Source organism: Pantoea anthophila (assembly GCF_006494375.1).
In the GTDB taxonomy this organism is placed as follows: domain Bacteria; phylum Pseudomonadota; class Gammaproteobacteria; order Enterobacterales; family Enterobacteriaceae; genus Pantoea; species Pantoea anthophila.
This window is the reverse complement of record NZ_VHIZ01000037.1, coordinates 74903-89303: the sequence shown is the minus strand read 5'-3', so window position 1 is coordinate 89303 and position 14401 is coordinate 74903. Positions and strand designations below refer to the sequence as shown.

Genomic DNA, 14401 nt, shown 5'->3' with positions numbered 1-14401 from the left:
TATGCACAATTATAACCGCTATCATAGAGAGTGGCGGATGATTCGACTGGTATGAGAAGCTGACAGCAATCCGCATTTATTTTTTTCAGATAAGCTTTGACCAATTCGTTTCTTTATCTGCGCCCTGCGTCATTCGATGATGATTCCGCCTGCTGAGGCAATTAATAACAAAGGAATTTATCATGAAGACGTTATTTCACCCTGCGCCATGCTCTCCCTGCCCGCTCTGATTCATGCCCAACCTTTTTTGCCTGGACCAGCCGCCTGATGCTGACGCCGGGCGAGCCTTTTCTGCCGGAAACACAGGGATAACCATGACATTGCCTTTAACCGAACAGCTGGTGCAGTGGCGGCGTGAACTGCACGAGCATCCTGAACTCTCGAATCATGAATTTGCCACCACGGAACGCCTGAGCCGCTGGCTGACCGAGGCCGGGATACGGCTGTTGCCGCTGGGGCTGAAAACGGGCGTGGTGGCAGAAATGGGTCACGGTGAAGCGCTCATCGCCCTGCGTGCTGACATAGATGCGCTACCGATTGAGGAGATCATCGACCGCCCGTGGCGATCCCGTCAGCCGGGTGTGATGCACGCCTGCGGCCATGACGTTCACAGCGCCGTCATGCTGGGCGTTGCCCTGCAGCTGAAGCAGCAGGAAAGCACGCTGCCAGGCCGGGTGCGGATTCTGTTTCAGCCTGCTGAGGAGACCTTCGATGGTGCGCAGCAGCTGATCGCGGCGGGTGCGCTGGAGGGCGTGAAGGCGATATTTGGCCTGCATAATGCCCCCGACCTGCCGCTGGGCACCCTGCGCAGCCGCCCGGGCGCGTTTTATGCCAATGTGGATCGCTTTGTGATCCGCGTTGCGGGCAAAGGCGCGCATGCTGCCCGCCCCCAGGAGGGCATCGATTCTATTGTGGTGGCCAGCCATATTGTGACGGCCCTGCAGACCCTGCCGAGTCGGGTGTTCAGCTCGCTGGAAACCGTCGTGCTGAGCGTCACGCGCTTTACCGCCGGGAATACCTGGAATGTGCTGCCCCAGACCGTCGAACTGGAGGGAACCGTGCGTACCCACAACAGCGCGATCCGCGAGCAGATCCCGCATCGCATCCGGGCACTGATTCAGGGTATTGCTGGAGGATTTGGCGCGACCGCGGAACTGGCATGGACGGCTGGTCCGCCTGCGCTGATCAATACCCCGCCGTGGGTGGAGGTGGCGCTGGACGTCGCCCGCGAGAGCGGCTATCTCGCTGAACAGGCGGAGACGCCACAGATGGGTGGCGAAGATTTTGCTTTCTACCTGCAACAGGTGCCGGGCGCCTTTGTCAGCATCGGCAGTGCCAGCGAGTATGGTTTGCATCACGCCGCTTTCGATCCGGATGAGGCGCTGATAGGCCCGGCCGTAGCGTATTTTACCCGGCTGGTGCCGCGCGCGCTGCAGAGAGTGGTAGCGCAATGACGAAAAAAAAGCGTACGACGATCGCTGTTCCGGTGCCGCAACCGGTTCTCGACCACGCGGTCATTAATGTGGCCGACCAGCTGGATAACGCCAGCGCCCGCTTCCGGCGGCTCGGCTTTCAGCTCACCGAGCGGGGCCACCACTCGCTGGGATCGAGCAATCATCTGGCTATTTTTGGCGAAAATTATCTGGAACTGCTCGGCTATGAGCCCGGCAAAGGCAGCCAGCGTGCCGACCTGTGGAATTCACCGCTGGGACTAAGCGGACTGGTGTGGAAAAGCAGCGATGCAGAGAGTGAGTTTCTGCACCTGGAAAGACAGGATCTGGATGGCGACCCGCCTGCCGCCTTCTGGCGGCCGGTGACCCTGCCGGATGGCTCGGTCAGTGAAGCGCACTTCCGGACCGTGCGGCTGCGTGCCTCACTGATCCCCAATGGACGATCCTTTTTCTGCGAGCATCTGACGCCGGACACGGTGTGGCAGCCCGCCTGGCAGCGCCATCCCAATGGGGTGCAAAATATCAGTGAGTTTGTCATCGTCGCTCAGGACCCGGCGCACGCGGCGCAGGTCTACAGCCGGCTTTTTGGTGCCGCAAAGGTTCTCGCCTGTCCGGAAGGCGCTTTCGTGCTGCGCGCCGGGGCTGCCACGGTACGCTTTGCCTCCGCTGACTATGCGCAACAGCGCTTCGGCCCGTTGCCGGAGGATTATGATGGCAGCGCCCGGATGGTGGCGCTGGGGTTTGTCACAACCGATCTCGCCCTGGTGAAAAACGCGTTGCTGGCAGGGAATATTCTGTTCCACGAGCAGGCTGAGGCGATTGTCGTGGCGTCCGGAGAGGGCTTTAATCTGGCGCTGCGTTTTGCCTGAAGGCGGCATGATCCGAAAAAAAACGCCCCGTCTGAGGCGTTTTCATGGAGTGCGATCAGAAGGTGTAGCTGGCGGTGACCGAGAAATTACGCGGCTCGCCGTAGACCACCGAACTGGCGACGCTGGTGTCATACGCCTTGTCGAACAGGTTATTCAGGTTACCCTGCAGCGACAGATTTTTATTCACCTGATAGCGGGCAAAGAGATCAACCAGCGCGTAGCTGCCCTGACGCGCCCGCCAGGTGCCATTGCCTTCCGGTGCACCGACATCGTTCCAGATGTGCGTCTGCCAGTTGACGCCGCCGCCCAGCGTCAGCGCCTGCAGAGCAGGCAGACGGTAGCTGGTGAAGAGGTTGAAGCTGGTCTGTGGCAGTTGCGGATTGAACGTCGTGCCATCGCGGTTTTCTGCGATGTAGCGCGTGCCGCCAAAGGTCATCTGCCAGTCATCGGTTAATGCGCCGTTGACCTCAAACTCCACGCCGCGACTTACCACGCCTTTGCGGCCAATATAGGCCACATCGCCGGAACCCTGAACGATCTGCGTGGTGGCTTCACCGACATTATCCAGTTCGGTGCGGAACACGGAAAGTGAGATGGTGAAGCGGCTATTCATCCAGTCTGATTTCAGACCGGCCTCATAGTTTTTGCCGATCACCGGCGACAGGTACGCCCCGCTGACATCGCGATAATCCTGCGGCTGGAATACCGAGGTGTAGCTGGCGTAGGCAGACCAGTTTTCGGCGAAGTCATAAATCAGACCGCCATACGGCGTGGTGTTGTTCTTCTCCATCTCACCGCCGGGTGTTTCGCGATTCCAGTTGGTGTAACGGGCGCCGAGGATCAGATGCAGCGGATCGGCCAGCGACAGGCGGGTCGCCATATAGGTCGACTTCTGGTGCACCAGCTGGGTATCGCTGGCCGGCAGGCGCGGTGTCCAGGCCGATTCCGGATACTGGCCGTTAAAATCGTTGAAGTTGCCCAGCGATTCAGGGGAGATGTTCTCAAACGTACTGAAATATTTATTATCCTGACGGCTGTAACTGACGCCTACCATCAGCTCATGCTGACGTCCCAGCAGCTCATAAGGGCCGCTGGCAAAGGCATCGACCGCATCCACCTTGCGTTTTCCGGTGTTGTAACCGGTCCCGCCCACCACCGGGTAGTTGGCATAGGAGGAGACACCCGCGCCGCTGTTGCGATCGAAGAAGCCATCGAGATAGATCTGCTTACTGTCCAGACGCATCTCATTGTGCGTGCCGTTCAGCGTCAGGTTCCAGCCGTTAGCGAAGTCCTGTTTCAGGTTGACGAAGAGCTTGCGGTTCTCTTTGTCGTTGTAGGCCCAGTCAGGCGCGGTGTTATAGCCGCGACGGGCGTGGATCTGCGTTCCGTCGGTATACCAGCGCGGCGCGCCCCCCCACATCGTGGAATCGGTGTTAACCTGGCTGAACTCATACCCGACCGAGAGCGTGGCAGAGTCGGTCAGGTCGGCATCAACCACGCCATAGATAAACTGTTTTTTAGCGCCGTAGCGCTCAATGAAACTGTTGTTATCCTGCCAGCCCGCGATCAGCCGGCCACGGACATTGCCGCTGTCACTGAGCGGTGCCGAGAGATCGGCCACATAACGCTGTTTGTTCCAGCTGCCGTAGCTGGCGGAGACGGTGCCGCCGAACGTTTTGCTGTCCGCATGTTTGCGCACCATGTTAATGGCGGCCGAGGGATTGCCCGGACCGGTCAGCAGACCGGTTGCCCCGCGCACCACTTCAACACGCTCATAGAGCGCCATGTCGGTCTGCGCGTCACCCAGATTCCAGCGCTCGGCAAATGCGGTCGGAATACCATCGACCATATAGTTGTCGATCAAAAAGCCGCGGGAGTAGTAGCTGGTGCGATCCATATCGACACTGACGCCGCGGATACCGGTGGTGTTAGCCAGAACGTCATCCAGCGACTGCAGTTGCTGGTCAGCCATCCGTTGCGAACTGACGATGCTGACAGACTGTGGCACATCCCGCACGGTACCGAGCATTTTTGTCCCTGCACGGGTAACCGGTACGCTGTAATCGGTGGCAGGTGACGTTGTCACGCCGTCATCGGCAGAGGCGCTGACGGTGAGGGTCTGCTCATCGCTGACGGCGGGTGCCGCGCTTTCTGCGGCACGGGCCACGTTCTGTCCCAGTGAGGTGGCAACCAGGGCAGCCAGCAGGGAGAGGCGGAACAGGCGGTGCGAAGCCGTCGCGCCCGTTTCCCCGGCACGCTGAAATTCAAATGCGTTCATTTATTCCTCAGTTATCTTTATGATTTTTATCTGCCACTGTCACGACCGTGCATCCTGCGGACATCGCTGCCCTGATTTTGGTTTGAGGAACCAGAAACGTTTTCCCTGTGCGCCTGAGGCGGGTGTGATAAATCTTTAAAGCAAATGAGAAATATACGCATTGCGATTTTCATTGCAAGATTTTGTTAACAGATGATGCCGGTTTTTTCAGGAAATGATCGGTGCCGGAGAAGCCGGGACGAGGGAGATGGGAAAAGCTGCCCGATAAATCCCGGCGGCTTTATCAGAAAAATTCGGGTGCCGTTTCGCTTACCGTCACTATAATATCCCGTAAGGGCCGTTCATTGACCTGAAGTTGTCACTCTTCATGCCACAATACCCGCCTTAACCCTTTTATTACCTTATTAAACACCAGAGATTGCAGGAATTCGCACATGCGCAAAACATCCCTTTTCAATGCGCTGATGACGACGACCGTTTTGAGTCTGTTTTCAGCCCATTCTGCCTGGTCTGCCACACTGGTGCAGAATGTCAGTGCTGGCTGGAACACCTTCAGCAATAACGTTGCCACAACCTGGCAGCAGCCACAGGGTATCGATTTTTACCTGCCCGCTATCACGTGGCACAACCGTGCGACCTACGACCGGGAACATATTGATAGATATAATGAAAGGCCCTGGGGCGCCGGTGGCGGTATCTCCCGCTACGATGAGAAAGGCAACTGGAACGGTATCTACTTAATGGCGTTCAAGGACTCCTTTAATAAGTGGGAGCCCTTTGGCGGCTACGGCTGGGTGGCGACGTGGCGTCCGCTGGCCGATCAGAATTTCCACTGGGGCGCGGGTTATACCGCCGGTGTGACGGCCCGTCACAACTGGGATTACATCCCGGTGCCGGCGATACTGCCGCTTGCCGCCATCGGCTATGGCGATCTCGATTTCCAGATGACCTACATCCCCGGCACGCACAATAACGGCAACGTCTACTTTGCATGGCTGCGTTACCACTTCTGACGGTCCTGTCAGGGCGCCATCGCCATGATAGCCCGCTCGTCGAGTAACAGGGTTTCACCCTCATAGCGGTGTTGCAGCTGATGATAACTTTCGCAGGCGATGATCAGCTCAACGGCAGCAGAAAAACGGTTCATGGCGATGCGCATCTGGCTCAGGTAGTCGTGCGTGTCATAAACCCGATCGATCCCTTCCAGCGCATGGTTCATGATTTTGCGGGCAACGTCGTTGGGCGTGTCGAGCGCAGAGAGTTTGGATCGCGCGGTGCGGCGCAGGTCGCGCGGCGTGAAGGCTTCCAGTCCCAGCCCGCGCGGGGCGCGGATCATCCGGCGCAGCGCCTGATTGAGCGCGCCTTTAGAGAGCGGCTGCTGCGGATCGCGGGGTGCGGGCACCAGCCAGGGGGAGTCCGGATCGGCGGCCTGTAGCAGAGCCTCGATGCACTGACGCATCAGCGGTGAGATTGGCAGCACATGCTCCCGCTGCGATTTATTACGGGTGCCCTGCTTCCAGAGTTCCAGTTGCAGATCAAACTCCGCTTTCTGCGCCTGCACAATCTCATCCGGTCGCCGGGCGCTGACCAGACACAACCGCAGCGCCCAGCGCGCCTGTTGCGACAGTGCCCAGTTATCCAGCCCGTGCCAGAAAACCCAGATCTCCGCATCGCTCAGCTGGCGACTGCGCGGCGGTGATGCCCGGCCCGCCACATCGCGCTTTTTCATTGAGGCAATCGGGGAGTGATCGAGATAGCCCTGCATCTCGGCCCAGGCCAGAAACTGTTTCGTCAGTGCAAAGACCCGCCGCGCCTCCTCCTTTTTCCCTTCCGCAATCAGGATGTTATAGAGACGGTTGAGACGCAGACGCGTCAGGTTTTTCAGCGGCTGAGAACCGATACCGGGCAGAACATGTTTCAGCAGGGAAGAAACGGCAATCTCCGGACGGCGGCGGCTGATCAGCAGCGACAGTTTGACCCAGACCTTCATGACCTGCTCTACGGTTCCTTCATCCCCGAAGTTATCCAGCTCACCTAACGAGGCGGCCTTAACCTGCTCCAGCCAGATCATGACGTGCTGGCCGACATGCGCGGAGCGCACCGGGCTGGATGTCCGATCGATCACATGACTCTCCCGTTCACTCTACAGGCGGGCCATTCTACTGACTCAGTCGCTGTGACTCCAGACCTATTAAGTCTGGAGTCACAGAAACGCATTCTGATGAAATCTGAGAATTAAAACGGGCCATGACACAGAACCCGATGCCTCTCGCCTGTACGCTTTCTGCACGAATTTGCCGCTCTCTGAGGCGACAGCACGATCGCGAATGCGGGAATGTAAAGATGCCCTGCTGCGATATACAATGCGAACTATTATCATTATCATACGCATTTGCTTACATACATTAACGATTCAGGGAGAACTTCTAAGTGAATGTAACCATGCGTGTCCATAAACGCCCTGCTGCGCTGCTGCTGGCTGGCGTATTAAGTACTTCTGCCAATGGGGCGAGTCAGGAAGAGACGGAGAAGCTGGCCGACGATCAGACCATGCTGGTCACCGCCGAAGAGGAGTTAAAGCAGCAGCCGGGGGTATCGGTGATCACCGCGCAGGACATCAGAAAGAATCCGCCGGTCAATGACCTCTCCGATATTATCCGCAAAATGCCGGGTGTTAATCTTACCGGCAACAGTGCTAACGGTGTGCGCGGCAATAATCGCCAGATCGACATTCGCGGCATGGGGCCGGAAAACACCCTGATTCTGATCGATGGCGTTCCTGCCACGTCACGCAATTCGGTTCGATACAGCTGGCGCGGCGAGCGTGACTCCCGCGGTGACTCTAACTGGGTGCCACCCGAAATGGTCGAGCGGATTGAAGTCATTCGCGGACCGGCGGCAGCCCGCTATGGTTCCGGCGCGGCCGGCGGTGTGGTGAACATCATTACCAAACGTCCCACCGATCACTGGAGCGGTTCGCTGTCGCTCTACACCAACCAGCCGGAAGATAATAAAGAGGGTGCAACGCGCCGCGCCAACTTCAATCTGAGCGGGCCACTGGCAGGCGATGCGCTGACCATGCGTCTCTATGGCAATATCAACAAAACCGACAGTGATGCCTTCGATATTAACCAGTCGCAGAACGGCTCGGCTGCCGCCGGTCGTGAAGGTGTACGCAACAAAGACATTAACAGCGTGCTCTCCTGGAAGATCACGCCGCTTCAGGTGCTGGATTTCAGTTACGGCTATAGCCGCCAGGGCAATATCTATGCCGGTGATACGCAGTACAGCAACGGGGCCGGTAATGCGCTGATCGAATCGCTCGATGGCGCGGAGACCAACCGGCTCTACCGTCAGACCTGGGGGCTTGCCCACAATGGGATCTGGGACTGGGGACAGTCGAAACTCACCTTCAACTATGAAAAAACCAACAATACCCGCCTGAACGAAGGCACAGCCGGTTCAGGTGAAGGCCGGATCAACAGCAGAACCTTTTCGACCAGCCGTTTCGACAGTTATCGTGCTGGCGGAGAGATCAGCTTCCCCAAGGAGCTGCTGCGTGAGCAGACCGTGACGCTGGGCGCCGAGTGGAACCGGGATGAGCTGAACGATCCCAACTCCATGAACGGCACCCGTGCGCCAGGCGTTTCGATCAATGGAGTCAGTGGTGACCCCGGCAGTCGTAACAGTAAAAACAGCGCCACGCTCAGCTCCCTCTACGTTGAAGATAACATCGCCCTGACGGACAGCACTGAAGTGATCCCCGGATTGCGCTTTGATTATCACGATACGTTCGGCGCTAACTGGAGTCCGTCGCTGAATATCTCGCAGGGACTGGGCGACAGTTTTACGCTGAAGGCGGGTATTGCCCGTGCTTTTAAAGCCCCCAACCTCTATCAGTCCAGTGAAGGCTATTTACTGGCGACCCGGGGCAACGGCTGTCCGGTCAATGTTGCGCGCGGCAGCTGCTATCTGCTGGGTAATGAAAATCTTGATCCTGAAGTCAGCGTTAATAAAGAGCTGGGTATTGAGTACAGCGAGCAGGGATATATTGCGGGGATCACCTGGTTCCGCAATGACTATAAAAACAAAATCGTCTCCGGTACCGAGGTGCTGGGCTACGCCTCCAATGGCAATAATATTCTGCAATGGAGTAACGGCGGCAAAGCGGTGGTTGAGGGGCTGGAGGGTAACGTCACGATCCCGCTGGTACGGGACACACTGGAGTGGCGCACTAATGCCACCTATATGATCGAGTCTAAGGATAAGGAGACCGGAAACCCGCTGTCGATCATCCCGAAATATACCATTAATACCCTGCTCGACTGGCAGGTTACGCAGGATTTCTCGACTGACCTGAACTGGACGATGTATGGGCGTCAGAAACCGCGCCGCCATGCCGAGTCGCGGACGGAAAATGGATCGATGTCTGATCGTGAAGTAGGTGCTTATTCTGTCTTTGGCATTAACTTTAATTATGATATTACAAAAAACCTGCGCGCCAATGCCGGGATTAATAATCTGCTGGATAAACAGCTGTATCGCGAAGCTGACGGGGCTTCAACGTATAATGAACCGGGTCGTGCCTATTATGCCGGTCTGACGTTCACCTTCTGAAAATAACGCGCTTCCCTCCGGAAGCGCTTTTTCATTTTCACATCAACTCCTGAGCTCAATACCCCAGCCATCCACGCCCGGACTCTGCTATTTAAAGTCCACCTGCATCAGTTCTGCAATCGTGGAATTGCGCGTCGTCACCACACAGCGATCCAGATAATCGGTGAAGCGTGAAGGCCTGCTCATTCCCAGCTGCAGTAATTTTGAATTATCAAAGACCACATTCAGATTGGAAAAATGACCATATAAATTCATGGCTCGCAGCATGATGCGTTCGTTACAGGGCCCGAACAGATCTTTAAAGGTTCTTCTGCTCTCCGCCAGGTGTTTATAGGAGACCTTCTGATAATCCGGTCCCAGGGCTTTTTCACCGGATGCTCTGGCCATCGCCTCGTCAATTTCCGCGAAGGTGACACTGCTCTGCGCCCCGGCAGAAATGTGAATGACCTCGTTGATCACCGCTTCCGCATCAAGCAGCAGTACCAGTGCCTCTGCGCAGTAATCAACCGGCACCACATCAATCCGATCGCCAAGTTCGCAGGTGAATTTACCCAGCGCCAGCACCATCCGGAACACCCAGAAAATGCTGGCTGATGGCAGACAACCCTGATCGGAATGGCCCACGACAATCGAAGGACGCGCGATAACCAGCGGCAGCCCGGGCAGCTTTTCCGTCATCAGTTTTTCAATTGAGGCCTTACTCCAGGTGTACTCGACAACGTGCTGATCGCGGCTGGAGTCCAGCTCGCTCTCGGTCACCAGCGATCCCGGTTCCGGGGCGCAGGACATGGCCGTACCCACGTGGATAAACTTCTTCAGCCCCGCAACGCGGCTCATGCGCTCGGCAAACTGAAACGTGCCCTCAACATTCACTTTCCAGATAAAGGGGTTATTGCCAAAGGATGCGACGGCGGCGCAGTTAATCACGTGCGTCACGTCGTCAAGGCGCGTGTCGTGGATAAAGTTTTCCGTGAAGGCGAGGTCGCCCAGAATGATATTTTCACTCTCTATCGTGCTGATTAATGACTCATCTAACCCAAAGTTTTTTAGGTTTGTTTTAACGCGGTTTACCCCCTCCTCAACATTTTCGCCTCTGACAAGGAGCAGCAGTCTGTCCCTGGGACTGTTCTGCAATAAACGGGCGACGACAGCGCCGCCTAAAAAACCTGTTGACCCGGTAATGAGTATATTTTTCATGATAGTGTCATTCGTTCTGGTTAATCACAGGAAAGCATTAAAGAATGTTTTCCAGAACAGGAGTGAAATTCAGTTCAGTGAACTCCCCTGCATGGCGTTAAATAATTTCACCGTGCTCATCTATTTAGATTTTGTTTATCTTTCAGCTGAGAAAGCTAAACAATAATTAAATAGCCGCCGGCTGAACCTGCCGCCTGATTTCAACAATCTTTGCCATATGGGATCAACTCATTTTTTAATTTTTTTTCGCTGAACTAATAAACATTTTCAGGAATGAAAATAAAAACGGACTATTTATTTTTTTTGCTTCATTACAGCCTTCAATATTCTCATCGCCGGTTAAACAGAGAGAAAAGAGATGAACGCATTCTGCTTTCGTTTATCTGTCGTTTAATTTCGATCCAGTATGACACCCGCTGAAATAAATCACGCATTGAGGTGAAGAACGACAAAAGCGTAACGACCGGTAACTAACTTCGCGATAACTCTGACCGGGCCAGCCTGAAGTGAAAAAAAGCGGCTATGCTCTGTCGGCATGAACATACAACCACGAACACCAGGACAGGAAGAGATGAAAAAATTATCAGTTATCGTTATGGCTACCGGTCTGTTTTTGTCCGTCAACCTGCAGGCTAACGCTGCCGGATGTCTGAAGGGTGCCGTAGCAGGCGGCGTGGCAGGTCATCTTGCCCATCATGGTGTGGCTGGCGCCGCAGCCGGATGCGCAGTCGGTCATCATATGGCGAAGAAAAAACAGAAAGAGGCTGAGCAAAACACCCAGGCACAAAAATAAACTGACCGCACGCCGCGTAATCAGGACGTCGCGCACAACAAAAGTTAATGCGTTGAGATAGCGATTATTCTTAATCTTATCCTAATATTTCTCCTGTACGATGGCGGAAGCAGACAAATATCAGATTGTGTGCATACATTCTGCTGGAACGATTAGCCTGCCTCGTGCAGGCTTTTTATTAACCCAAATCCGCCCCCGCCAGGCCTCCTCTTTTCGCGCTTCGCTTTCTGGTAGTGCCAGCCAGAACTGGAATAAAAATCACGGACGTTACAGTATCCTTAGATATCTATATTTCTCATTAAAAAACAGTAACTTCTCCTCTGGTTACAGTTCACCTATGCTGGGGGCTCACACCGTTCCGCGTCAGAGGGATCTGTTATGTTTGATATGCCATTATCCTACAGTGCAAAGACAGTTCAGGGCCTTTATGAGGTGCTTCATACTTTCAACCTTAACGGCGCACGCTGCCATGTCATCTATGACGGAAAAGCCACCCGCGCAGCCGTGATAGAGGCTAAATCGAGCGTTAAAGGGGGAGAGATGCGGCATCAGGTGCTTGCCGTGCTGGAGATGGAGCGCGTCGCCAGGATCAACACCACACTGCGTATTAAATCGTTCTGGGCTGATCCCGACGGCGAGCAGTCGGAATGTGGCGTGGTGGAAGCTGACCGTCTGGCTAAAGCGCTGTATGAAACGCTGACCGCCCGGAAACGCATTACGCTGGTCGGCCTGTAGACGTATTCAGCCCGCCCGGTGCGGGCTTTATGATGAAACGTCTATGGCTTCAGGCTATGCCGCCTTCGTTGTAAACCTCTCCCAGACTTTCAGCGCAGCCGTCACGGCTGCATCCAGTTCCTCTCCCGTTGCCCCATCCCGCGCTTCCGTCGAAAGTCCTGTCTCAAAACTGTGAAAGGTCTGTGCCAGCGCACGCGCATCGGTGTCGGCAGCCAGCTCGCCCGCCTCTTTGGCTCTGACGACACAGCGCAAAAACCCCGACCGGGTGCGCTGGCGTTGCGTTGCCAGTAAGGTGCGGATGTGCTCGTTTGAAGGGGAACAGGTATTTACGGACAAGGCGATCAGACAGCCGCTGGGATGCCCCGGATCGGTCTGCATCTTTGCGGAAGCGCGCAATGCCTGTTCTATGGCATCAAACGGCCTGAGCTCGTCGTCCCAGAGACAGTCGTTAACCTGACCGTATGAGGAGAGATAACAGTCGACAACCTCTTCAAACAGCGCCTCTTTTGAGCCAAATGCGGCGTAGAAACTCGGTGCGGTAATGCCGTTGCCGAGACTGGCCTTGAGCAGAGCAAGCGAGGTGGACTCGAAGCCATGCTGCCAGAAAAGAAACATTGCCTGACGAATCGCCTCGTCCCGGTCAAACGAACGTGGACGTCCCATCTGAGCCATAGCCCCTCCTGTTCATGCCTGTGAGACTTAAATACTAATCGATACATATGTGCTTGACAAGTGACGACCCGATCTCTAGTTTCGATAAACATACCAATCGGTACAGATGTTACGAAGTCCGCTGTCAGCGGCTTCTTTCCTTTAGTGAGATTAAAAGAGGTTAACGTGTCCGCCCATATTGAACCCCGTGAAGTCACCGCTCAGGCGGGTCTGCCGCTCGCCTCCCTGCTGGCCTTTGCCATGACCGGCTTTATCGCCATTCTGACCGAAACCCTGCCGGCCGGTCTGCTGCCGGACATCAGTCAGGGACTCGGCGTCTCTCAGGTGATGGCAGGACAGTTAGTGAGTCTCTATGCTCTGGGGTCACTGCTGGCGGCGATCCCGCTGACCGTGCTGACCAGCGGCTGGCGCCGCAAAAAAGTCCTGCTGCTCGCTATCGGGATCTTTGTGATTTTCAACACCATCACCACCTTTTCTGCCAGCTACTGGCTCACGCTGGCGGCCCGTTTTATGTCCGGTGTGGCGGCCGGGCTGGCCTGGGGAATGCTGGCGGGCTATGCGCGGCGTCTTGTTTCGCCAGATTTACAGGGTCGCGCCCTGGCCATTGCGATGGTCGGCATTCCGGTTGCGTTATCCCTGGGCACACCCGCAGGCTCCTGGCTGGGAAACATGCTGGGATGGCGGGTCGCCTTTGGCGTGATGGCTGCCCTGGCGATTGTGCTGTTTATCTGGGCATGGGTTGCCGTTCCTGATCTGCCGGGACAGAAGGCAGACTGCCGTCTGCCCGTCTGGCAGGTTTTCAGGATGCCGGGTGTTCGCCCGGTGCTGGCGGTCATCTTTCTCTGGATGACGGCCCATAACATTCTTTATACCTTTATCGGGCCCTTTCTGGCGCTGTCGGGCATGAGTAACGCTGTCGGTCTTATCCTGCTGGTGTTCGGACTGGCCGCATTAACCGGGATTGGGATAACCGGCATCTGGGTCGATCGCCACCTGCGCAGGCTGGTGCTGCTCAGCCTGGCGGCACTGGCTGCGGTCTCTGTGGTGCTGGCTATGGGCATGCGGGAACAGGTTGTTATCTTCCTTGCGGTTATCGTCTGGGGATGGTCATTCGGTGGGGCATCAACCCAGATGCAGACGGCCGCCGCTGATTCGGCTGGCAACCATGTGGATGTGGTTCAGGCGATGGTGACAACCGCGTGGAATCTGGCGATCGCCAGTGGCGGCATTCTCGGCGGACTGTTGCTCAATCGTGCCGGTGCCGCTTCATTTCCGTGGGCGCTGATGGCGCTGATGGCAGTGGCGTTTGTGATTGCCTTGCTGGCTAAACAGCAGGCTTTCCGCCCTGGTGCCAGACATCACTGACCGGTTGCAGCGTTCACGCAGGCATAATCATGGCGCAGAGAGCAAAACAGATGCGGTCTGCGCAACACGCAGCGGTGAACCGAAAGACTAAAGCAGATAAACGAATGACGATGCGGGTCTGACTATTTCCGTCCTCTTCCCGCACTTATTACCGCCCTCGCCTCAGCCCGCGACGATCGTTTACAGGATATTTCCCTTTTCTGTCGGGTCACTATTCAGCACGCCGTTTCGGGTTTACTGATTATCCTGGTGGGCAATAAGAGGTGCTGACTTCTGTTATTTCACTCATCGCTGACCTGAATCCTGATGTCGTCACGGGATTGACTTAGTACAGCGTGTTCATTTTTCCAGATAAAAATATTTTCCTTGTACTTTCTCTTTTTTGGGTGAAACAGAAACTCCGTTTCTCAACGCATTCAGGTAA

At 55.8% G+C, this 14401-nt stretch carries 11 protein-coding genes; 7 read left to right on the top strand and 4 right to left on the bottom strand.

Going from position 1 to position 14401, the window contains the following annotated elements; genetic code table 11:
* Positions 1-314: 314 nt before the first annotated feature.
* Both FJW00_RS07595 and FJW00_RS07590 read left to right on the top strand, forming a co-directional pair.
* Entirely contained in the window at positions 315-1454 is a 1140-nt protein-coding gene (locus FJW00_RS07595) for an amidohydrolase (protein ID WP_140923410.1), read from the top strand.
* On the top strand, positions 1451-2320 hold the full coding sequence (locus FJW00_RS07590; protein ID WP_507236334.1) for a VOC family protein: 870 nt from the start codon (positions 1451-1453) through the stop codon (positions 2318-2320). Before FJW00_RS07595 ends, FJW00_RS07590 begins: the two co-directional genes overlap by 4 nt.
* A gap of 55 nt (positions 2321-2375) precedes the next feature.
* Here the strand turns inward: FJW00_RS07590 and fhuE are convergent, their stop codons facing one another.
* Positions 2376-4598, bottom strand: coding sequence for a ferric-rhodotorulic acid/ferric-coprogen receptor FhuE (gene fhuE / locus FJW00_RS07585; protein WP_140923409.1), 2223 nt, complete (start codon positions 4596-4598; stop codon positions 2376-2378).
* A 434-nt stretch (positions 4599-5032) separates the two neighbouring features.
* On the opposite strand from fhuE, the gene pagP reads away from it, so the two are divergent.
* Complete coding sequence (pagP, locus tag FJW00_RS07580; protein WP_258317023.1) at positions 5033-5611, top strand: lipid IV(A) palmitoyltransferase PagP; 579 nt, start codon at positions 5033-5035, stop codon at positions 5609-5611.
* A gap of 8 nt (positions 5612-5619) precedes the next feature.
* On the opposite strand, the gene FJW00_RS07575 is transcribed toward pagP, so the two are convergent.
* Positions 5620-6669 carry a tyrosine-type recombinase/integrase gene (locus FJW00_RS07575; protein WP_140923696.1) on the bottom strand — a complete coding sequence of 350 codons (1050 nt, stop codon included), beginning with the start codon at positions 6667-6669 and terminating at the stop codon, positions 5620-5622.
* Positions 6670-7040: 371 nt separating this feature from the next.
* Between FJW00_RS07575 and FJW00_RS07570 the strand changes: the two genes are divergently transcribed.
* The gene (locus FJW00_RS07570; RefSeq protein ID WP_181405363.1) at positions 7041-9215 is read left to right on the top strand and encodes a TonB-dependent siderophore receptor; all 2175 of its coding nucleotides are present in this window, start codon (positions 7041-7043) and stop codon (positions 9213-9215) included.
* Between the two features lie 87 nt (positions 9216-9302).
* Here the strand turns inward: FJW00_RS07570 and FJW00_RS07565 are convergent, their stop codons facing one another.
* Entirely contained in the window at positions 9303-10412 is a 1110-nt protein-coding gene (locus FJW00_RS07565; protein ID WP_140029146.1) for an SDR family oxidoreductase, read from the bottom strand.
* Between the two features lie 571 nt (positions 10413-10983).
* On the opposite strand from FJW00_RS07565, the gene FJW00_RS07560 reads away from it, so the two are divergent.
* Positions 10984-11205, top strand: coding sequence for a hypothetical protein (locus FJW00_RS07560; protein ID WP_009092919.1), 222 nt, complete (start codon positions 10984-10986; stop codon positions 11203-11205).
* 378 nt (positions 11206-11583) lie between these two features.
* Positions 11584-11940 carry a hypothetical protein gene (locus tag FJW00_RS07555; protein WP_140923407.1) on the top strand — a complete coding sequence of 119 codons (357 nt, stop codon included), beginning with the start codon at positions 11584-11586 and terminating at the stop codon, positions 11938-11940.
* A 54-nt stretch (positions 11941-11994) separates the two neighbouring features.
* Here FJW00_RS07555 and FJW00_RS07550 read toward each other — a convergent pair whose 3' ends face one another.
* Positions 11995-12612 carry a TetR/AcrR family transcriptional regulator gene (locus FJW00_RS07550; RefSeq protein ID WP_111208755.1) on the bottom strand — a complete coding sequence of 206 codons (618 nt, stop codon included), beginning with the start codon at positions 12610-12612 and terminating at the stop codon, positions 11995-11997.
* 165 nt (positions 12613-12777) lie between these two features.
* Here FJW00_RS07550 and FJW00_RS07545 point away from each other — a divergent pair, with 165 nt between their 5' ends.
* Complete coding sequence (locus FJW00_RS07545; protein ID WP_140923406.1) at positions 12778-13977, top strand: MFS transporter; 1200 nt, start codon at positions 12778-12780, stop codon at positions 13975-13977.
* Positions 13978-14401 lie beyond the last annotated feature (424 nt).